Origin of the sequence: Streptomyces sp. NPDC058257 (assembly GCF_042881845.1) — a bacterium.
Classification (GTDB): Bacteria; Actinomycetota; Actinomycetes; order Streptomycetales; family Streptomycetaceae; genus Streptomyces.
Genome location: NZ_JBHVXJ010000026.1, coordinates 73,626 through 96,253, shown reverse-complemented (window position 1 = coordinate 96,253; position 22,628 = coordinate 73,626). Strand labels below are relative to the sequence as shown.

At 70.3% G+C, this 22,628-nt stretch carries 7 protein-coding genes; all 7 read right to left on the bottom strand.

The window, feature by feature from the left end:
* Positions 1-83: 83 nt before the first annotated feature.
* On the bottom strand, positions 84-5,066 hold the full coding sequence (locus ACFVXC_RS37945) for an amino acid adenylation domain-containing protein (protein ID WP_389915315.1): 4,983 nt from the start codon (positions 5,064-5,066) through the stop codon (positions 84-86).
* A gap of 73 nt (positions 5,067-5,139) precedes the next feature.
* Positions 5,140-6,213 carry a 4-hydroxyphenylpyruvate dioxygenase gene (gene hppD / locus ACFVXC_RS37940; protein ID WP_389915312.1) on the bottom strand — a complete coding sequence of 358 codons (1,074 nt, stop codon included), beginning with the start codon at positions 6,211-6,213 and terminating at the stop codon, positions 5,140-5,142.
* Positions 6,214-6,246: 33 nt separating this feature from the next.
* Positions 6,247-7,629, bottom strand: coding sequence for a PLP-dependent aminotransferase family protein (locus ACFVXC_RS37935; protein WP_389915309.1), 1,383 nt, complete (start codon positions 7,627-7,629; stop codon positions 6,247-6,249).
* 34 nt (positions 7,630-7,663) lie between these two features.
* Positions 7,664-8,902, bottom strand: a complete 1,239-nt coding sequence (locus ACFVXC_RS37930) for a cytochrome P450 (RefSeq protein ID WP_389915306.1) — start codon at positions 8,900-8,902, stop codon at positions 7,664-7,666.
* Positions 8,903-9,007: 105 nt separating this feature from the next.
* Complete coding sequence (locus ACFVXC_RS37925) at positions 9,008-9,739, bottom strand: thioesterase II family protein (protein ID WP_389915385.1); 732 nt, start codon at positions 9,737-9,739, stop codon at positions 9,008-9,010.
* Positions 9,740-9,803: 64 nt separating this feature from the next.
* On the bottom strand, positions 9,804-14,777 hold the full coding sequence (locus ACFVXC_RS37920) for an amino acid adenylation domain-containing protein (RefSeq protein WP_389915303.1): 4,974 nt from the start codon (positions 14,775-14,777) through the stop codon (positions 9,804-9,806).
* Positions 14,774-22,624 carry an amino acid adenylation domain-containing protein gene (locus tag ACFVXC_RS37915; protein WP_389915300.1) on the bottom strand — a complete coding sequence of 2,617 codons (7,851 nt, stop codon included), beginning with the start codon at positions 22,622-22,624 and terminating at the stop codon, positions 14,774-14,776. The genes ACFVXC_RS37920 and ACFVXC_RS37915 overlap by 4 nt, the downstream gene beginning before the upstream one ends.
* Positions 22,625-22,628: the final 4 nt, after the last annotated feature.

Below are 22,628 nucleotides of genomic sequence, written 5' to 3'. Positions count from 1 at the left end.
CCTCCATGGTGTTCGTGGTGGTGCCGTACAGGGGCCCCACGCCGGAAGGGTTCCGGCGCAGCTCAACCGATGGCCTGCCCTCGTCAGTCCGCCAGCTTGGTGGCGATGACCTTCATGATGTGTTCCGCGGATTTCGGCATGTGCAGGTCGTGGTGTGTGGCGTCCACGTCGTGCTCCTCGATCGAACCGAGGATGAACGGCCGCCAGTCAGGCCCGTACGACTTGTCCTTGTCCTGCGTCGCGTGGAAGAACAGCAGATCACCGCGGTAGACCGGCGTCTGGAACAGGGCCATCTTTTTCAGGTTGTTGGAACCCACCCTCGACATGCTTTCGAGGAAGGAGTTCATGTTCTTGGTGTTCATGAACTGGCCGAAGACTTCCTCGACGTCCTGTCGGTACCCCTCCTCCGACCTGCTGGCCACTTCCGGCAGCCTGAACCCGCTGCCTTCACAGGCCGGTTGGGAGTCCAGGACGGCCACCAGAGCGATCTCGTGGCCGCGCCGGTCCAGCACATCCGCGATGGCTTGGGCCAACGGGCCGCCGAAGGACCAGCCGACCAGGTTGAAGGGACCTTCCGGCTGAACCTTGAGTATCTGGGCGAGATAGTCGTCGATCATCTCCTCCACCGACTCCGCCACCGGCTCCGTGCCGTTGGAGCCGCGGGCCTGCAGGCAGTAGGCCGGCCGGTCCAGATAGGGGGCGAAGCTGAAGTGGGCCCAGCCGAGGCCGCCTCCTCCGTGGAAGAACCACACCGGCGCCTTCCCCGTTCCGGGGTCCCTGTTCAGCGGCAGCACGACCTCGAACGAGTCGGCGTGGTCGCCGGGCGCGACACCGGTGACCACCAGCGCGGCCAGCTCGGCCACCGTGGGGAACTGGACGACCGTCCGCAGAGGCATGTCGAGGTCGAACTGCTTGCGGATCTTGGCGCTGAGCCGGGTGGCCAGCAGCGAGTGCCCGCCGAGCGCGAAGAAGTCGTCCTCGACACCGACCCGCTCCAGGCCGAGCAGCTCGCAGAAGAAGGAACAGATCTTCTCCTCGTGGGAGTTGCGGGGCCCTCCGCCTCGCGCGGTGGTCGCACGGTCCGACGGCAGCGCTCGCCGGTCGAGCTTGCCGGCCGTGTTCAGCGGAAGTTCCGAGAGCGGAACGACCACGGCCGGGACCATGTAGTCCGGCAGACGCCCTCGCAGATACTCGGGCAGCTCAGCCAGGAGCGGACCGATCGCCGTGGCCAGCGCGGGGGCGTTCACCAGGGCCCGCCCCGTCTCCTCGCCGGGAACGAATCCTCCGGAGACGGTCCGCTGCCCCGTCTCCCGCTCGGGCAGGAGAATCGCGTCAAAGGCGTGGACGGCCTGGCCCGACCAGGTGAGGATCGCGCCGCGGCCCAGCCGCCGTGCCCACGCGGCAAGGTCTTCCGGGTCAAGTGGCCTGCCGGGGAGGGCGGCCGGGGTCAGGACACCGGTGGAGGTCGCCCTGGCCGCCTCGTCCGTCAGGCGTGCGTTGGGTATCCCGGTCACGCGGACAGCGCCGCCTGCCCGGTTGACGCGGTCTTCCAGACCGGCCAGATCGGACACCTCACGGCCCCACGGCACCGCGGGCACACCGGACAGGTCGAGCACGTCGGCCGGCTGCTTGTGCAGGACGACCTCGTAGCGGTGCCGGGTCAGTTCGTTGTGCGCCTGCCCCGGCTTCAACCGGATGTCGACCGCGAGGGAACGGCCCGCCGCCCACTGGGTGAACCACTCCGGGGACACCACCAACTCCCGCTCGGCGAGCAGCGCCTGCTCGACCAGCGCGCGCAGTTCGTCACGCGAGGCGTGGGGGTGCGCCGCACGCTGCACGGCGGTCGTCATCAGCCGGAGGGTGGTGGCGTTGCGGACGTCACCGACGATGACGCGGCCGCCCGGCGCGAGGAGGTCCACGGCCTGGCGCAGCACCTGGTCCAGGTACTCGGCATCGGGGAAGTACTGCGCCACCGAGTTGAGCAGGACGGTGTCGAATACGCCCTGGGGCAGCCCCGAGACGTCCTCGGCCCCCTGCGCGCTGAGCCGGACCCGGTCGCCATGGCCGGCCTGCTCGGCCTGGGCCCGGAGCCGGTCCACGACCGTGGCGGAGATGTCGGTGCCCCAGTACTCGTCGACCGCGTCGACGATCTTCGCGAGCAGCAGACCGGAACCCACGCCGATCTCAAGGACACGCCGCGGCGCGAACCGCAGCACCTGGGCCACCGCCTCGTCCCGCCACTCCTCCATCTGCTCACGCGGGACCGGCTCGCCGTCGTACACCGACCTCCACAGCTCGAAGTCCTCACCCAGTTCCGTGTCGCTGGACTCGGCGTACGTCTCGTCGTAGACCTGGCGCCACTCATCCAGCTGATCGCCGGTCTCCGCCACCGCGGTGTCCGGATCGGGCACCACGTACCCGACGAGGCGCTTGTCGCCCTGCTGGTTCTCGCGCACCAGGACCGCGGCCTGTGCCACTTGGGGGTGCCCGGCCAGCGCGTTCTCGATCTCGCCCAGTTCGATGCGGAAACCCCGGACCTTCACCTGGAAGTCCGCCCGTCCGATGTACTCGACCTGGCTGTCCTTGTTCCACCGCACGACATCCCCGGTGCGGTACATGCGGGTGCCGGGCGCCCCGAAGGGACAGGCGACGAACCGGTGCGCGGTCAGCTCACTCTGTCCCAGGTAGCCCCTGGCGAGCCCGGCACCGGCCAGGTACAGCTCGCCGGCGACGCCCGGCGCGACCGGACGCAGCGCCGTGTCCAGCACGTACACCTGGGTGTTCCACACCGGTGCGCCGATCGGGACCCGGTCCGCGTCCGGCACGTGCTGCCACGCCGTGACCTCCACCGACGCCTCGGTGGGGCCGTACAGGTTGTGCACGCCGCAGCCGGGCAGCACGTCGGCGACCTTCTTGGCGAGTGCCGGCGGGAACGCCTCACCCGCGACCTCGATCCACCGCAGGCTGGTGCACTCCTTCGCCGCCGGCTCGGCGACGAACACCTCCAGCAGCGAGGGCACGAAGTCGGCGCCGGTCACCCGCTCCTGCCGGATCAGGTCGGCCAGATGGGCGGGATCCTTGCGGGCGTCCGGACGCGAGATGACCACAGCCGCACCCACCTGCAAGGGCGCGAACAGTTCCGGCACCGACACGTCGAAACTCGCCGATGTGCTCAGCAGCACCCGGTCCTCGGTACCCACCTCGAAGTGCGCGAGACCCCATGCCAGCCGGTTCATGATCGACCGGTGTGAGACCTGCACGCCCTTGGGGCCGCCGGTGGATCCGGAGGTGAAGATGACGTAGGCGGCGTTGTCCGGCGACAGCTCGCGCCGCGGGTTGTCCTGCGGGTATCCGGACACGTCCGGGAGCGTCTCGTCGAGCACCAGCAGCGGATCCGCGCTCCGCACCACCTGCCGCACCCGGTCCTCGGGCAGGTCGGTGTCGATCGGCAGATAGGCCGCACCCGCCTTGGCCACGGCGTACAGCGCCACCATCAGGTCCACCGAACGCGGTACGCGCACCGCCACCAGCCGCTCGGGTCCGGCGCCCTGTTCCACCAGCCAATGTGCCAGCTGGTTGGCACGCCGGTTGAACTCCCCGTACGTCAGCCTCTCCTGCTCGCCGATCAGCGCGACCCGGTCCGGGGTGCGCTCCACCTGGGCCTCGAACGCATCCGGCAGTGTGCCGGGGTCCACCGGCCGTCCGGTGTCGTTGACGCCTCGGACCAGCCAGTCGCGCTCTCCCGGCGAAAGCACCTCGACGGCGCTGACCGGGGCCGTCGGGTCGGAGGCCACCTGCTCCAGCACACGCACGAACCGGGCGGCGATGGCCTCGACCGTGTCGCGGTCGAACAGCTGGGTGGCGTACTGGAGGTCGCAGCGCAGGCCGCCCGAGTCGTCCACGGCCATGTTGAAGAACAGGTCGAACATGGCCGTCGACGTGACGTGCTGCTCGAACTCCACGTCGAGCCCGGGAAGTTCGAACTCCCCCCGCTCCCAGTTGTGCCAGGCGAGCATCACCTGGAACAGCGGCTGGTACGCCGTGGTGCGGTCCGGGTTGATCAACTCGACCAGTGTCTCGAACGGCACGTCCTGGCGCTCGTAGGCCGCCAGCGTCTTTTCCCGTACCTGCGTGAGGAGGTCGTCGAACGTGGGGTCATCGGAGAGGTCCACCCGCAGCACCCGGGTGTTGACGAAGAACCCGACCAGATCGGCCAGCGCTTCGTCGGTGCGCCCGGCGATCGGGCTTCCGATGGTCACGTCGTCGCCGCCGCCCAGCTTGCCGAGCAGCACGCCCAGCGCGGCTTCCATGACCATCGACACGGTCATCCCGCGCTCGTCGGCCAGCTTCTGCAGCCCCGTCCCCACCTCTGATTCCGCGACGAAGGTGACCTTGTCTCCCTGTGAACTGCGCTGCGCGGACCGCGGGCGGTCGAGCGGCAGGTTCAACGGCTGCGGAACTCCGGCCAGTTCCTCGCGCCAGTACTCGGCCTGCGCCGCGGCCAGGCTGCCCGGGTCCGTCACATCGCCGAGCAGCTCGCGCTGCCACAGCGCGTAGTCCTTGTACTGCACGGGCAGCGGCTCCCACTGAGGTGCCCTGCCCTCCAGGCGCGCGGCGTACCCCGCGGACATGTCCCGCACCAGCGGCGCCACCGAGGCACCGTCCGAGGCGATGTGGTGGATGACCAGGACCAGGACGTGGTCCTGGGGGCCGCAGCGGAAGAGGGTCGCCCTGAAGGGCATCTCGGCCGCCAGGTCGAACCGGTGGGCGATGAACTCATCGACGGCGCCCCGCAGTTCGCCGGCGGGTATGTCGACCACCGGCACCTGCACCGAGGCCTCCGCGGGCGACAGGATCCGCTGGAAGGGCTCGCCCTGGTCGTCCGTCACGTACAGGGTGCGCAGCGGCTCGTGCCGCTCGACCAGGTCACGGATCGCGGCGGTGAGGGCAGCCTGATCCAGTGCCCCGGTCAACCGGAACGCCGGGGAGATGTTGTAGGTCTCCGCGCCGCCCTCCATTTGGTGCGTCAGCCACATGCGGCGCTGTGCGAAAGAAAGCGGAATCACTGGGTCTGCTCCTCTGTGGTCATCCTGCGGAGGTGGGGGGCGACGCGGGACCGTCGCCGGTGCGGGGCAGGTCTCAGGCCTGGCCGGTCGGGATGCTCGTCTGCTGGCGGTCCACGGCTTCGTAGAGGGCCTTGATGTTGTTGCTGCCGAACGTGCTGGCACCCCGGCGGTCGATCAGCTCGTAGAAGAGGGTGCCCCTCGTGTGCCGCGACTCGGTGAAGATCTGCAGCATGACCCCTGCCGGGTCGCGGTCGGCCAGGACGTTGAGCTCGCGCAGCGCCTCCACGGGGACACCGATCGGGCCCAGCCGTGATCCCAGCGCCTCGTAGTAGCTCCGCGGTGTGGTCAGGAAACGCACGCCCCGCTCGGCGCTCTTGGGCACGGCGGTCAGGATGTCCTCGGTGAGGAAGGCGATGTGCTGGACGCCGGCGCCGTCGTGGGCCTCGATGAACCTGTCGATCTGACCCGGGGCACGGGTGACGTCCGGCTCGATGATGGTCAGGGTCAGCCGTCCGGATCCGTTCTGGACGACCTTGGAGTCCATGGCCTGGGACCCGACGACGATCTGCTCCTCGAAGGTCTGGCGGAGGCCGAATATCTCCTCGTAGGCGTGCACCGTCTCCTTGAGCGTGCCCGCGGGCACGCACACCGCGAGGTGGTCGATCTCCGTGAACAGTCCCTCGCCGGAACGGTCCCAGTCGGTCTCCTCGATCAGCGGGGCGAACGGGCCGTCGGGCCGGCCGCGGGAGACGAAGCGGTGCTCCACGTCGCCGAACCCGCTCACCGAGGCGAAGACGACCTCGGCTCCTTCGGGGCCGAAGCTCTCGGGCGGGGCGACGGGAAGGGCCCCCCGCTCGAGAGCTTCGGCGAACGCGGCCTGAGCGTCGTCGACACGCAGGCCGATCACGCCGACGCCCTGGCCGTGCCGCTCGACGTATTCGGCGGCACGGTGATCGGGGCTGGTGGCCGAGGTCACCAGCAGGGTGATGTTGTGCTGGCGCAACAGCACCGACTCGCATCCGCGCAGACCCGTACGGGCGCCACCGCGACCGGCGACCGCGAAGCCGAACTGGTCGCGCAGCCCGAGGGCCGCCTCCTCGGCGTCATCAACGAAAAGCTCGATGTGATCAATCAACTGGATATCCACACGCCACCTCCAGGGGTGCACACTTGACCGGGCTCAGCAGCCACGGCGCTGGGCCGCGGCGACCTCGGACTCGATGAAATCGGCCAGCCGTCGGAGTCCCTCCTCCACGTCCGCGTGGGTCAGGTAGCTGGTCGACAGCCGGATGGTGTGATCACCCCCGCCGTCCGGATGGAAGTAGGACATCGGCGTCCAGATGACCCCGAAGTCCTGGGCGGATCGGCCGAGCGCGGCGTCGTCGGCGCGGAAGGCGACCTGCAGTGTCAGGAAGAAACCCCCGCTGGGCGCGTTCCAGCTCACGCCGAGCCGGGACCTGCGCGCGGCGGGGAACTCACGTTCCAGGCCCCGCAGGGCGACCTGCATGGTCTCCCCATAGTGGGCGGCCGCCTCCTCGTTCAGCTCGGCGACACGGCCGCCGGAGGCCAGCAGGGCACCCGCCACGGCCGCCTGGCTCAGCGGCGAGGTGTTCACGGTGATCATGCTCTTGATCTTGGCGAGCTCGTCGGCGAGCAGCCCTGTGGTCCCGTCCGTCCTCAACACCGTCTGGTCGGCGACGGCATAGCCCACGCGCGCCCCCGGGAAGAGCGACTTGGCGTACGAGCCCAGGTGGATCACTCGCCGGCCCCGGTCGAGCGACTTCAGCGTGGGCACCTGTGCGCCGGGGCTGACCAGTCGGTACGGGCTGTCCTCAAGGATGTACAGGTCGAACCGGTCGGCAAGTGCCAGCAGTTCGTGCCTGGTCTCCAGCGGCATCGTGACGCCGGACGGGTTGGAATGGTCGGGGATCACGTACAGCGCGCGGGGCCTGCGCCCTCGCAGGCGTTCGGCCAGGACCGCGGCCTCCACGTCGGCGCACGACAGGCCGCCCGCCCGCTCCTCGACGGCGGCCACCTCGGCGTCCAGGAGCCGCGCCGCGCCGGTGATCCCCACGTAGCAGGGGCTGGAGACCAGCAGTACGTCGTCGGGGCCGGACATCAGCGCGCGCAGCGCCAGGAACATCGCCTCCTGGCAGCCCACCGTGACCACGATCGACTCCGCCGGTACGTCGATGCCCTCGTCCACGCGGAGCGAATCGGCGATGAGCTCGCGGATCAGCCCGGCGGACGGCCCGTACTGGAACATCGCGCTGCGCACCTGGGCCGGTGAGCGCCCCTGGGCGGCCAAGTGGTCCAGAAAGCGGCGCAGATGGGCGAAGATCTGCTCGGTGTCGAAGAAGTCCTCGTGCGGCCTGCCCGGACCGAAGGAGATGGCCTGCGGGTAGTTCAGGGTGACTTCGTTGAGGAAGTTCATCGTGTCCATCACGGGATCCGCGACGCCGGGGTGCAGATCCTCCATGCGCAGCACCGCTCCGCCGCCCGCCGGGAGCGCCCCGACGAGATCGCCGGCGATGTCTTTGGTCGCGCGGTACGTCTCGCTCATCACGATCGCCTTCCGAAGTGTCCGGCCCTGGCTCTCACAAGCGCACGGGGAATGTGGAGAGCGCCTGGGCGCCGGCACCGGGGAAGGGCTCGTGGTACGTCAGGCGGCCGGCGATTTCCAGGGTGTCGCGCTGAATCATCAGGTGGTCGAGGGCTATCTCGCCTTCGAGGTGGGCGAGTGCGGCGCCGAGGCAGTAGTGCGGGCCCGCACCGAAAGCGGCGTGGCTCTGCCCGCGCCGCAGTACGCGTTCCACATCGCATCCTTCGGGCTCGGAGAAGACGCGCGGGTCGTGATTGGCGGACTGCAGGGAGCCCGTCAGGGCATCGCCCTTGCAGATCGGGACCCCGGCGAACTCCATGTCCTCGGTCGCGTACCGCGGTCCGGCGGTCGGGACGGGATTCGCGACCCGCATCAACTCGTGCATGGCGTGCGCCAGAGCGTCCGGCCTGGCACGCAGCAGGGCCAGCTGATCGGGGTTCTCCAGGAGTTTGAGGATCGCGTTCGGAATGAAGTGAGCCGTGGAATGGTGCCCGTTGTTCACGACGACGAGCACCACCGAGACGATCTCGGCCTCGGTGAGCCGGTCACCGTCCTCGTCGCCCTTCTGCACCAGGACGGAGATCATGTCGTCCGCGGGCTCGGCCCGGCGCCGGTCGATGAGCCCCTTGATGTACTCGGCCAGGTTCCACAGGCTCGTCAGGGTGTCGGCATCGGGGTCGGCGTAGTCGTTCATCCATGTGCGGACCTGCGGCTGATCGGCCTCGTCGATGCCGATGAGTTCGCAGATGACGGTGCCGGTCAACGGTGAGGAGTACTCCTCTATGAGGTCGCCCGATCCCTTCCGGGCCAAGGCGTCGAGGAGCCGGGCAGAAATCTCTTCGATCCGCGGTCGCAGTGCCTTCATGCGCCGGACGCTGAACGCGGGAGTCACCAGACGGCGCAGCCGAGCGTGATACTTGCCGTCCACGAGTCCCATGTTGGCCGCCATGTAGTCCCGGAGGTCGTCCTGGTACTTCTCCGGCACATCAAGAACCGCGATGGTCTGGTCCGCGAGGCTTGGCCCGTGGTGGCCCGGCACGTTCCTGTTGTCCACCACGAGCCGCGGGTCGCTCAAGGCCGTCTTGAGGTCTTCGTTCCGCGTGATCAGCCAGACCGGCGGCCCACCGGGAAACCCGATGGGTACGAGCGGGGCCATCTCCCGCAGGCGCGCGTAGGCGCCGACGGGGTCGTCATGGAATTCGGGGTCCAGCAGGCTAACGATCGGCTGAGCCATGATCGTCGTCTCCTTAACGTCTTCGTCGAACAGGTGGTGCCGTACCAGCGGCCCTGCGCCGGGAGAGTCCGGCGCGGGACGTCGGGACGTCAGGGCGTCAGGGCGTCAGGACGTCAGCGGATGCGGGCGGATGCGGGCGGATTCCGCCTCGATCAGATCCAGCACTTCCCTGCCGCTGTCGACCAGGTACATGTGATCGCCCGGGAACTCCACATAGCTGAATTCACCCGTGGTCGCGTCCCGCCACTGCTGAGCCTCCGCGGCGGTGACCAGTCCGTCGGAACGGCCCCGAAGCGAGCAGATCGGCACCGACACCAGTTCGTCGGTGCTCGGAACGTAGTTCTCGTGCATTTCGCAGTCGGCCTGCAGCACGGGGAGGATCAGTTCACGCATCTCCGGGTGGTCCAGAGCCTCGTGCCTGAATCCCGCGAACTCCTCGACCCGGGCGAGGAATTCCTCGTCGGGAAGCCCCGTCGCCCGCCTCTCCCGCTGTGTCCACGGTCCCGGCGAACCACTGACGACCAGCCGCTCGACACGCACACCGCGCGCGCTCAGCAGATGCACCAGTTCGTACGCGAGCACGGCACCCAGGCTGTGCCCGAACACCACCGTCGGTGCCCCGTCGCCGAGTTCCGCGACGATGTCGTCGACCGAGTCCTTGGCCGCTTCGACGACATTCCGGTACGGCGTCTCCATGATCCGCCGCTCCCTGCCGGGGAGTTCGACGGGAACCACTCGCCATCGGTCGGCGGACAGCGCCCGCCACGGGTGGAAGAACGAAGGTCCTGCTCCCGCGAACGGCAGGCACAGCAGCGCGCTGCGGTCCCGGTCTTCCACGGACACGCCGGGTTCTGACACCCCGACCAACCCCAATCATCCATGCGTCGGATTGTTTTCCCGGTCAGTCGTCCGCCAGCTTGGCGGCGATGATCCTCATGATTTGCCCTGCGGATTTGGGCATGTGCAGGTCGTTGTGCGAGGCGTCCACGTCGTACGACTCGACCGAACCGAGGACGAACGGCCCCCAGTCGGGCGCATACGACGTGTCCTTGTCCTTCGTCGCGTTGAAGAACAGCAGATTTCCTCGGAATACCGGAGATTCGAAGGTGGACATGATGCGGATGTTGTTGGCGCCCATCCGCGACATGCCGTCCAGGAAGCCGTCCATGTTCTTGGTGTTCATGAACTTGCCGAAGACTTCCTCGAGATCCCCGCGGTACAGCTGCTGGGTCCGGCCGGCGATCCGGCGGAACCCGTTCCCGGGGGCGTCGCTGCCCGGCTGGGAGTCCAGGACGGCCAGGAGCGCGACCTCGTGGCCACGCCGGTCCAGCGCGTCCGCGACGGCGTGCACGATCGGGCCGCCGAAGGACCAGCCGATCAGGTAGTAGGGGCCCTCAGGCTGGGCCTTGAGTATCTGGCTGACGTAGTCGTGGACCATTTCGTCCACCGACTCCGCCAGTGGCTCCCTGCCGTCGGCGCCGCGGGCCTGAAGGGCGTAGCACTGGCGGTCCAGGTACGGCGCGAAGGTGAAGTACGCCCAGCCGATGCCGCCCGCTCCGTGGAAGAACCACACCGGTTCCTTGCCCGTCCCGGGGTCCCTGTTCAGGGGCAGCACCGGCGCGAACGCCTCGGCGTGGTCACCGGGAATGCGGCCGGTGAGCGCCACCGCGGCCAACTCGGCCACCGTGGGGAACTGGATGATCGTCCGCAGCGGCATGTCGAGGCCGAATTCCTTGCGGATACTGGCGCTGAGCCGGGTGGCCAGGAACGAGTGGCCGCCGAGTGCGAAGAAGTCGTCGTCGATGCCGACCCGCTCCAGCTCCAGCAACTCGCAGAAGAAGGAGCACAGCTTCTCCTCATGGGAGTTGCGCGGCCCTCCGCCACGCACGGTGGTCGTGTGCTCCAACGGCAGCGCTCGCCGGTCGAGCTTGCCGGCCGGATTCAGCGGAAGCTCCGAGAGCGGCAGCACCACGGCCGGGACCATGTACTCGGGAAGGAGCCCTCGCAGGAACCCGGGCAGCTCCTCCAGCAGGGGGCCGATCGACTTGGCCAGCGCGGGGGTGTTCGTCCGGGTCCGCCCGGCCGCGGCGTTGGGGACGAAGCCTGCGGAGACGGTCCGCTGTTCGGTCAGGAAGACCGCGTCGAAGGCGTGGTCGGTCTGGCCCGACCAGGTGAGGACCGCGTACAGGCCCTGCTGCTGTGCCCATGCCGCGAGGTCGTGCGGGTCGATCGATGTGCCCAAGGGGGCGTCCGCGCTCACCACACCCGCGGAGGCCGCCGCGGCGGCCTCCGCGACAAGGCGTGCGTTCGGTATCCCGGTCACCCGTACCGGGCCGCCCGCCCGCTCCACGAGGACGCCCAGGGCGCCCAGATCGGACACCTCCCGGCCCCACGGCACCGCGGGCACACCGGACAGGTCGAGCACGTCGGCCGGCTGCTTGTGCAGGACGACCTCGTAGCGGTGCCGGGTCAGCGCGTTGTGCGCCTTCCCCGCCTTCAGCCGGATGTCGGCCCCCACCGAACGGTCCGCCGCCCACTCGGCGAACCACTCCGGTGCGACCACCAGCTCCCGCTCGGCGAGCAGCGCCTGCTCGACCATCGCCCGCACGTCCTCATGAGAGGCGTAGGGCTGCGCCGCGCTCTTCTCCGCGGTCAGCAGAAGCCGGAGCGTCGCGGCGTTGCGCACGTCGCCGACGACCAGGCGGCCGCCCGGCGCGAGGAGTTCCAGGGCCTGGCGCAGCACCCGGTCCAGGTACTCGACGCTCGGGAAGTACTGCACCACCGAGTTGAGCACCACGGTGTCGAACCCGCCCTGGGGCAGCCCGGACATGTCGTCGGCGGCCTGGACGCTCAGCCGGACCCGGTCGCCGTGGCCTGCCTGCTCGGCCTGATCCCGGACCCGGTCCACCACGGTGGCCGAGATGTCGGTGCCCCAGTACTCCTCGACCTCACCGACGATCTGCGACAGGAGCAGACCGGAACCCACGCCGATCTCAAGGACACGCCGCGGCGCGAACCGCAGTACCTGATCCACCGCCGCGTCCCGCCACTGCGTCAGCTGCTCAGGCGCGATCGGCTGTCCGTCGTACACCGACTGCCACAGCTGGAAGTCCTCACCCCACGCCTCTTCGGCGGAGTCGGCATAACTCGCGTCGCAGAGCAGGCGCCACTCGTCCACCTGGGCACCCGCATCGGCCACCGCGGCGGCCGGATCCGGCACCACGAAACCCACGAGGCGCTTGTCGCCCTGCTGGGCCTCGCGCACCACGACCGCCGCCTGCGCGACTGCGGGGTGGGCGGCAAGCGCGTGCTCGATGTCGCCCAGTTCGATCCGGTAGCCCCGGACCTTCACCTGGAAGTCGCTCCGGCCGATGTACTCGAGCCGGCCGTCCTTGTTCCACCGCACCAGGTCGCCCGAGCGGTACATCCGCGCGCCGCTTTCGCCGAACGGGCACGCCACGAACCGCTCCGCGGTCAGCGCGCTCTGCCCCAGATAGCCTCTGGCCAGCCCGACTCCGGCGATGTACAGCTCCCCGGCGACTCCCGGCGAGACCGGGCGCAGCGCCGTGTCCAGTACGTACACCTGGACGTTCCACAGCGGCACGCCGATCGGAAGGCGGTCCGCGCCCGGCTCGTGCTGCCAGGCCGTGGCCTCCACCGCCGCCTCGGTGGGGCCGTAGTGGTTGTGCGCTCCGCAGCCGGGCAGCAGCTCGACGAGCCTGTTGGCCAGCGCGGCCGGGAACGTCTCGCCCCCGGACTCGATCCAGCGCAGCGTGTCGCACTGCTTGGCCAGGGGTTCGGCGACGAACGCCGCGAGCAGGGAAGGCACGAAGAACGCGCTGGTCACCCGCTCGCGCTGGATCAGCTCCGCCAGGTGGGCCGGATCCCGGCGCCCGTCCGGGCGTGCGATCACCACGGCGCCGCCCGCCTGGAGGTTGGCAAACATCTCCTGCACCGACGCGTCGAAGCTCGCCAGTGTGCTGAACAGCATCCGGTCCTCGGCACCGACGCCGAAGTGCTCAAGACCCCAGCGCATCCGGTTCATGATCGACCGGTGCGACACCGGCACGCCCTTGGGGCCGCCCGTGGAACCGGAGGTGAAGATGACATACGCGACGTGGTCCGCCAGCAGCGCACGCTCCGGGTTCGTCTCCGGGTATCCGGAGACGTCCGGCAGCTCTTCTTCGAGTACCAGCAGCGGATTCGCGCTTTCGAGCATGTGCCGCACCCGGTCCTCGGGCAGCTCGGGGTCCACCGGCACGTACGCCGCGCCCGCCTTGACCACCGCGTAGACGGCGACCAGCAGATCGACCGAGTGGGGGATGCGCACGGCGACCAACTGGTCGGGGCCCGCGCCGTTTTCGACCAGCCAGTGGGCCAGCCGATTGGCACGCCGGTTGAACTCCCCGTACGTCAGCCTCTCCTGCTCACCGATCACCGCGACGCCGTCCGGGGTGCGCTCCGCCTGGGCCTCGAACGCGCCCGGCAGGGTGTCCCCGGACACCGGATGCGCCGTGTCGTTGACCTCCCGCAGCAGCCGCTCCCGCTCCTCCTGCGACAGCACCTCGATCGCGCTGAGCGGTGTCTGCGGGTCGGCGACCAGCTGCTCCAGAACGAGCAGGTAGCGTGCCGCGATGGCCTCGGCCGTGTCGCGGTCGAACAGTGCGGTCGCGTACTGGAGTTCGCCCTTCAGCTCCCCCGCGTCGTTCACGTCGAAGAACATGGTGAGGTCGACGAGGGAGGTCTGTGTGACGTGCTGCTCGAACTCCGCCTGGAGTCCGGGGAGTTCGAAATCCTGCTTCTCGAAGTTCTGCCAGGCGAGCATCACCTGGAACAGCGGCTGGTACGCCGTGGTGCGGTCCGGGTTGATCAACTCGACCAGGGTTTCGAACGGCACGTCCTGGTGCTCGTAGGCCGCCAGGGTCTTCTCGCGCACCTGCGTGAGGAGGTCGTCGAACGTCGGGTCCCCGGAGAGATTCACCCGCAGCACCTGGGTGTTGACGAAGAACCCGACCAGATCGGCCAGCGCCTCGTCGGTGCGCCCGGCGATCGGACCGCCGATGGTCACGTCGTCGCCGCCGCCCAGCTTGCCGAGCAGCACGCCCAGCGCGGCCTGCATGACCATCGACATGGTCATGCCGCGCTCGTCGGCCAGCTTCTGCAGCCCCCTCCCCACCGCAGGCTCCCCCACGAAGGCGACGTTGTCGCCCTGCGGGTCCCTCTCCGCGGACCGCGGGCGGTCGAGCGGCAGGTTCAACGGCTGCGGGACTCCGGCCAGCTCCTCGCGCCAGTACTCGGCCTGCGCCGCGGCCAGGCTGCCCGGGTCCGCCACGTCGCCGAGCAGCTCGCGCTGCCACAGCGCGTAGTCCTTGTACCGCACGGGCAGCGGCTCCCACTGAGGTGCCCTGTCCTCCAGGCGCGCGGTGTAGGCGATGCCCATGTCCCGTGCCATCAGGCCGCCGGAGACGCCGTCCGAGGCGATGTGGTGGACGAGCAGGACCAGCAGGTGGTCCTCGGGGCCGCAGCGGAAGAGGGTCGCCCTGAAGGGGATCTCGGCCGCCAGGTCGAACCGGTGGGTGATGAACTCCGCGACCACCTCGGACACGTTGTCGGGCGCCACCTCGACCAGCGGCACCCGCACCGAGGCCTCCGCGGGCGACAGGATCCGCTGGAAGGGCTCGCCCTGGTCGTCCGTCACATACAGGGTGCGCAGCGGCTCGTGCCGCTCGACCAGGTCACGGATCGCGGCGCTGAGGGCAGCCTGATCCACTGCCCCGGTCAGCCGGAACGCCGGGGAGATGTTGTAGGTCTCCGCGCCGCCCTCGAGTTGGTGCGTCAGCCACATGCGGCGCTGTGCGAACGAAAGCGGAATCACTGGTCCTGCTCCTCGGTGATCATCCTGCGGAGATTGGGGCGAAGGGGAACAGCCGATGCCTCCGTCCACGCGGCGAGCGCGGATACCGTCGGCAGGTCGAAGATCTTGCGGATCGGTATCTCGATCCCCAGGTCGACGCGGACTCGGTTGATCAGCCTGGTGGCGAGCAGGGAGTGCCCGCCGAGCTCGAAGAAGCCGTCGTCGATACCGACCTTCTCCAGGTCGAGCACCTCGCCGAAGAGCCCCGCCAGCGCCTCCTCGCGGGCGGTGCGCGGCGCCCGGAAGGACGTGGTGGGCGTGACCGCGGCGGCGGGCAGTGCCTTGAGGTCGAGCTTGCCGTTGGGGGACAGGGGAAGCCGGTCGAGCGGGACGTAGGCGGCGGGAACCATGTACTCGGGCAGCCGCTCGGCCAAGTGGTCGCGCAGTTCCTCCAGGGGCGGAGTGGCCGCGCCGGGATCGGGGACGAGGTAGGCGACCAGGTCGGGGGTGCGGTCGCCGTTGTGCTGGACCACGACGGCGGCCTGGGCGATGTGGGCATGGGTCGTCAGGGCGGCCTCGATCTCGCCGGGTTCGACGCGGTAGCCACGGATCTTGACCTGGGTGTCGACGCGGCCCAGGTGCTGCAGCTCTCCGTCCGGGGTGAGGCGGGCGATGTCACCGGTGCGGTACATCCGGGCGCCTGCGGCGCCGAAGGGGTCGGGGACGAAGCGGTCGGCGGTCATGGCCGGCTGGTGGTGGTAGCCGCGGCCCGCACCGGCCAGATAGAGCTCGCCCGGTGCGCCCGGCGGCAGCAGGTTCAGGCTCGGACCGAGGATGTAGGCGCGCACTCCGGGGAAAGGGCGGCCGATGGGCACGCCGTCGGCGTAAGGCCGTTCGGCGTCCAGGAGGTGCGCGGTGGCGTAGAACGTCTCGCTGGGGCCATAGCTGTTGATGACCCGTGCCTGCGGCCAGAGTCCGCGCACCCGCTGTGCCAGGGCCGGGGTCAGCACCTCCCCGGAGATGTTCAGCGCCGTGGGCTTGACGCGGTCGCCGAGCTGGTCGACGAGTTCCGCGAAGGCCGACGGCACCGAGCAGATGACGTCGACGTCCCAGGTGTCGCGTTCGGTCAGCGCCAGCACGTCCCGGACGATCTCGACGCTGCCGCCCCTGGTGAGGGCGGAGAACAGCTCGAAGGTGGCGACGTCGAAGCCGAACGAGGCGGCGAGCAGCACCCGTCGGCCGGGCTCCATCCCGGCCTGCGTGGCCATGGTGTCCACGGCGTTGACGATGGTGGTGTGGGTGACACTGACGCCCTTGGGCACGCCGGTGGAACCGGAGGTGTAGACGACGTAGACGAGGTTCTGCGGCCGGGGCTTCCGCCGTGGCGCCGCCTTCCCGGCCGCCGCGGTGGCCGCGGTGGCGGCGGTGGCCGCGGTGGCCGCGGTGGCCGCGGTGGCCGCGGTGGCCGCGGTGGCCGCGGTGGCCGCCAGGTCGATGTCCTCGATGAGGACGACGGGAACGTCCGTGGCCGGGACGACCGCCCGGGTTCCGGCGTCGGTCAGCAGCAGGTGGGGCCGGGCGCCGGGAAGAATGTGCGGGAGCCGGGCCGCGGCGTAGGCGGGATCGACGGGCAGATAGGCTCCGCCCGCCTTGAGCACGCCCAGGAGGGCCACCGCCATGGTCGCCGTGCGCGGCAGGACGATGCTCACCACGCTCTCCGGGCCCACCCCGCGCTCCACCAGCGCGAGCGCCAGCCGCTCGGCGCGGGCGTCCAGTTCGGCGTACGTGAGCGACTCGCCCTCGGCGACCACGGCCACCGCCCCCGGGGTCCGGGCCACCTGCGCCTCGAACAGCTCGGTCAGCGTGACCTCACGGGCCGGGCCCGACGTGTCGTTCAGGACGGCCAGCACCCGGTCGCGTTCGGCCGGCTCCAGGGAGTCGACCTGCGCGATCCTCCGCTCGGGGTCGGCGGCCAGTTGCCGCAGGACGCGGACGAGCCGGGCCGCGTACGTCTCGACCGTGTCCTGGTCGAAGACGCCCAGCGCGTACTGGATGATGCACTCGAGATACGGGGCGGCCGCCGCCATCAGGCACAGCGGGTAGTGGTTGCCCGCGGACGGGCTGAAGCCGTCGTAGGCGATGCCGCCCTCGGCGTCGGAGGCGGCGCTGAGACCGTCCTCGTCGATGGGGAACGACTCGAAGACGAACAGCGAGTCGAAGAGCGACTGCGGGCCGGCGGCCCGCTGGATCTCCGCGAGCCCGTAGTAGTGATGGTCCGCCAGGCCGCTCTGCCGGCTCTGCAGCCGGGTGAGGAACTCGGCGAAGGTGTCGCCGGGCGCGTAGGTGACCCGCACGGGAACGGTGTTGATGAGCATCCCGACCATCGACTCGACGCCGGTCACCGCGGGCGGGCGCCCGGACACGGTGGTGCCGAACACCACGTCCTGGCGGCCGGTGAGGTCGCCTAGAACCAGGGCCCAGGCCCCCTGGACCAGGGTGTTCATGGTGATGCCCAGATCGGCGGCGACTCGGTCGAGTTCCTGCGCCACGTCGCGCGGAACCGTGATGTCGACCTGGCCGCGGCCCTCGTCGTCCGCGGCCTCGAAGCCCGGGGCGAGCAGGGTCGGCTCCTCGAACCCTTCGAGTTCCGCCGCCCACACCCGTGCGGACTCCTTGCGGTCCTGCTGGGTCATCCACGCGAGGAAGTCGCCGTAGTCGCGGGGCGCGGGCAGGCCGGACGGGTCGCCGTCGGCCGCGTAGAGCAGCAGAAGGTCCTGCAGGAGCAGCGGTGTCGACCAGCCGTCGTAGAGCACGTGGTGGGCGGTCAGCACCAGTTCGGGGCGCCCTGGTTCGAGGACGGCGAGTGCGAGCCGGATCAGCGGTGTGCCGTCCGTGTCGAAGTACGTGGTGCGGTCCTGCTCCAGGAACCGCTCGAACGCCTCGGTCCGGTCGGCCTCGGCGGCCGCCGTGAGGTCGAGGTGCTGCCACGGCAGGGACACCGCCTCGGGCACCACCTGCACCACATCGCCGTCCTCCCGGTCGACGAACGCCGCGCGCAGGACGGGGTAGCGGTCGAGGAGCGCCTGACCTGCCCGGCGCATCCGCTCCGGGTCGACCTCGTCGGTGAGGTGGAAGACAAGCTGGATGTGGTACGGGTCGAACGACCCACCGGCCAGCTTCGCCTGGAAGAGGATCCCGGACTGGGCCGGTGTCGCCGGCCACACCTTGGCCAGCTTGCCGAAGCGGTCCTCCCAGGCCTCGATCTCCCCCTGGCTCACCTCGACCAGCGGGGCGTCGCTCGGGGTCAGCCCGCCGGCCTCGGGATCGGTGGCGTGCCGGGCGAGGGCGGTCAGTGCCTGGACCCACAGCCCGGCCAGTTCACTCACCTCCTCACGGGAGAGCACACCGGTGGCAAAGCCGAAGTAGGCGGTCAGCTCGTGGCCGTCCTCCGTGTCGGCGGCCACCGCGCTGATCTCCAGGGCCGACAGCACCGGCATGTCCGCGTCCGGTGCGGCGATCAGGTCCTGGTGCGTGGTGTCCAGGCCCCAGCCGAGGCCGCGCAGTTCCGCGGGGATGTCCGCGCCGGAGGACTTGCCGAGGTAGTTGAACCCGATCCGCGGCTCCCGGGCCGTGGCCAGCGAGCTGCCGGTCCTGGTGTTCAGGTGGCGCAGCAGGCCGTAGCCCATGCCGTTGTCCGGCACCGACCGCAGCTGCTCCTTGACGGCCTTGATCGCCTTCCCGGCGGCCCGGCCGCCGGCGAACGCGTCCGCCACGTCGACGCCGGTCACGTCCAGGCGTACCGGGTACATCGCGGTGAACCATCCGACCGTGCCGGACAGGTCGGCGCCGGGCACGAGGTGCTCTTCGCGGCCGTGTCCTTCGAGCCGGACGAGTGCCGAGTCGCCGCGGATGCCCCTCGTGCGGCGCCAGCGGGCCAGCGCCAGCGCGAGGCCGGCCAGCAGCCCGTCGTCGACGCCGCCGTGGAACACCGCGGGCAACGTGTCCAGGAGGGTTTCCGTGACCTCGGCGGGCACCTGGATGCGGACGGTGTCCACGGTGGCCGCGACGTCACGGGCCGGGTCGAGCTCCCGCCGGCCGAGCAACGGGTCGTCCCCCGCCAGGAGTTCGTGCCACAGGGGCAGTTCGGCCTCCCGCTCCGGCGTGGCCGCCTCGTCGGCCAGGGCGTGCATCCACCGCCGCAACGAGGTGCCGGTCTCCGCGGGCTTCGCGGTGTGGCCGTCCCGGACCCGCTGCCAGGCCGAGGCCAGCTCCGGGAACAGGACGCGCCAGGACACCCCGTCGACGACCAGGTGGTGCAGCACGATGAGCAACCGGCCCGCTTGCGCGGGCGTGTCGGAGGTGAACCACACGAACTGCGCCATCACACCCGTGGCCGGGTCGAGGCGGTCGGCTGCCGCGTCCAGCTCGGCCTTCACATCGGCGTCGCCGTAGGGGACCTCGCGCACCAGCGCACCGGCGTTCACGCTGCCGACCGGTCCCATCCGCAGTCCCGGGTTGGTCCGCACGAGGTGGGAGCGCAGCACGTCGTGCCGGTCGAGGACCACCTGCAAGGTGGCGGCCAGTCCCGCACGGTCGATGTCCTTGGGCAGGGTCAGCATCGCGGACATGCACAGCCGGTTGATGCCGCCGCCGAGGCCGAGCATGTGCGCCGCCGTCGGCGGCAGCGGCGCCCAGCCGACACCGCCACCGGGCAGCTCGGGCAGTGTCACCCGCTCCTCTTCGGCCCGCCCCTCGACCAGCTCCGCGAGCCGGACGACCGTACGGTGCTCGAAGATCTCCCGGGTACTGACCACGACGCCGCGCGTCTTGGCGCGCGCGACCACCTGGATGGAACGGATGCTGTCTCCGCCGCTGGCGAAGAAGTCGTCGTCGATACCCACGTGTTCGGCGCTGAGGACATCGGCGAACACCTCGGCCAGCACCCGCTCCGCCGTGCTGCGCGGCGCCCGGTACGTGGCCCCCGCGAACTCCGGCTCGGGCAGCGCGCCCCGGTCCAGCTTTCCGCTCGTGGTGAGCGGCAGCCGGTCGAGCACCACCAGCTGGGCGGGCACCATGTAGTCCGGCAGCCGCTTGGCCACGAACCGCCGCAGCTCCGCCACCGAGATGTCGGCCTGCGGGGCGACGTCGCCTTCCGCGGCGCCCACCGGCGCCACGTAGCCGACGAGCCGCAGTTTGCCGGTGCGGTCCTCACACACCGTCACCGCGGCCTGGCTGACCGCGGGATGCTGGGCGAGGGCCGTCTCGATCTCGGTCGGCTCGACCCGGATGCCGTTCACCTTGACCTGGGCGTCGGCCCGCCCGGCATACCTCAGCCGGCCGTCGTCGTCCCACTCGGCCAGGTCGCCGGTGCGGTACATGCGCGTTCCTGCGGGACCGAAGGGGCAGGCCACGAACCGCTCCGCGGTCGCCGGGCCGCTCTGGTGGTAGCCGCGGGCGAGCAGGCCCGCGACGTACAGTTCGCCGGTCACACCGGGCGGCACGGGAGCCAGTTCCGGCCCCAGGACATGGGCGCGCATGTTGGCGAGCGGCTGCCCGACCGGTATCGCGCCGGTGTCCGTCCACTGCTGCGGCAGCGTGAACGTGGAGGCGTAGAAGCTTTCGGTCTGGCCGTAGGCGTTGACGACTCGGACTCCGGGCAGGGCGTTGTGCACCTTGCCGACCAGGTCGGGGGAGAGCGCCTCACCGGCGAAGACGACGGTTTCCACGTCGAGCTCAAGGCCGTCGGAGCCTTCGTTGCCGATCTTGTCGAGGAGGGTGGCGAACACCGCGGGCACGGCGCTGATGGTGGTGCCCGACCAGCTTCCGCGTTCGCCGAGTTCGAGTACGTCACGGACGATCTCGACGCTCGCTCCGGTGGTCAGCGCGGTGAATATCTCGAACACCGAGACGTCGAAGTTCACGGAGGTCGCGGCGAGCATCCGGGACCCGGCCTCGACGTGCGCCACCTGACGCAGGTCCCGGACACCGTTGACCACGCTGGCGTGGGTGATGCCGACGCCCTTGGGAATCCCGGTCGAGCCGGACGTGAACATCACATAGGCCAGATTGTCCGGACCGAGTGACATCTCCGGGGCGTCACGACCGGGAGTGTCCAGGTCCAGGTCGTCGAGGTGCAGTACCGGCGTCCGGCTCGTGGCCACCGTCTTCGCCGTCTCGTGGTCGGTCAGGACCAGCAGCGGCTCGGCCGTGTCGAGCAGGAGGTCGACGCGCGCGGCCGGGAAGTTCGGGTCGATCGGCAGGTAGGCGCCGCCGGCCTTGAGTACGCCCAGGAGTGCGACCGCCAGGTCCGCCGTCCGCGGCAGTGCCACGGCCACCAGGGCCTCCGGCCGGACCCCGCGCTCGCGCAGGAGGGCGGCCAGCCGGTCGGCCCGGCCGTCCAGTTCCGCGTACGACAGGGAGGTCTCCCCGGACACCACCGCTGTCGCGTCCGGTGTCCGTGCCGCCTGAGCGGCGACCAGCTCCGGTACGGTCGCCTCCGGCGCCGGTGCGGTCGTGTCGTTCAGCCGCCTCAGCTGGTCGCGTTCGGCGTCGCTGAGCACGTCCACCGCGCCGAGCCGCGTCCCCGGATCGGCGACGACCTGCCGCAGGACGCGTATGTAGCGGTCGATGAGGCGTTCGGCCGTGGCGTGGTCGAACAGTTCCGCCGCGTACTCGAGCCGTCCGTGAGCGCCACCGGACGAGTCCGGGACGAAGTTGAAGAACAGGTCGAACTTCGCGGTTCCGGTGCCCACCGGAAGGGGGGTCACCCGCAGATCCGGGATCTCGATCTCCGACCACGGGAACTGCCAGGCCAGCATGACCTGGAACAGCGGCTGGTAGGAGGTGACGCGCTCCGGTGCCAGCAGCTCCACCAGGCGCTCGAAGGGAAGGTCCTGGTTGTCGTACGCGGCAAGGGCCCGGGTCCGCACCTGCTCCACCAGATCGCCGAACGACGGGTTCCCCGACAGGTCGACGCGTAGCACCCAGGTGTTGACGAAGAACCCGACCAGGTCGTCGAGTTGCTCATCGGCGCGCCCCTCGATCGGGCTGCCCATCGTCAGGTCGTTGCCGGCGCCGAAGTGGTGCAGGAGCACCGCGAGCACGGCCTGGGCGACCATCGGCGCCGTGGCGCCGCGGTCGGCGGCGAGCTTCCCGATCCCGGCGAAGAGCTCCGGTGCCAGCTCGAAGTCGACGTATCCGCCCCTGTGTTCGTTCACCGTGGGCCGCGGCCGGTCCAGCGGCAGCTGCACCGGCTGTGGCGCTCCGGCCAGTTCCTCGCGCCAGTACTCCAGTTGCGCCGCGGTGACGCTGCCCGGGTCCGTTTCGTCGCCCAGGAGCTGCCGCTGCCAGAGCGTGTAGTCCTTGTACTGCACCGGAAGCGGCGTCCACCGGGGCGCGCTCCCCTGGCGGCGGGCCGTGTACGCCGACACCAGATCGCGCAGGAACGGCGCCATCGACGCCCCGTCGGAGGCGATGTGATGGAACACGAACGCCAGCACGTGCTCCTGGGGGGCGATCCGCAGGACGGTCGCCCGCAGGGGAAGCTCCGTGCCGAGGTCGAAGGTCTCGCACGCGACCTCGTGCAGCGCGGCGTCCACCGCGTCCGCGGCCACGTCGACCACGCGGACCGGGACGGCGGCCTCCTCCGGCGGCAGCACGCGCTGCTCCGGCGTGCCGTCCTCGTTCTGAGCGACCAACGTGCGCAGACTCTCGTGCCGGGTGACGACATCCCCTACCGCCGCGGTCAGGGCCGCGGTGTCCAGGGTGCCGTCGAGGCGCAGCACGAACGGGCCGTTGTAGGTGGCGGAGGGACCTTCCAGGTGGTGGAGGAACCACATGCGACTCTGGGCAAAGGACAACGGGATCATCGAC

Coding starts and splice junctions, on each gene's coding strand:
- ACFVXC_RS37915 (WP_389915300.1), bottom strand. CDS start 22,624: ATGATCCCGTTGTCCTTTGCCCAGAGTCGCATGTGGTTCCTCCACCAC.
- ACFVXC_RS37930 (WP_389915306.1), bottom strand. CDS start 8,902: ATGGCTCAGCCGATCGTTAGCCTGCTGGACCCCGAATTCCATGACGAC.
- ACFVXC_RS37935 (WP_389915309.1), bottom strand. CDS start 7,629: ATGAGCGAGACGTACCGCGCGACCAAAGACATCGCCGGCGATCTCGTC.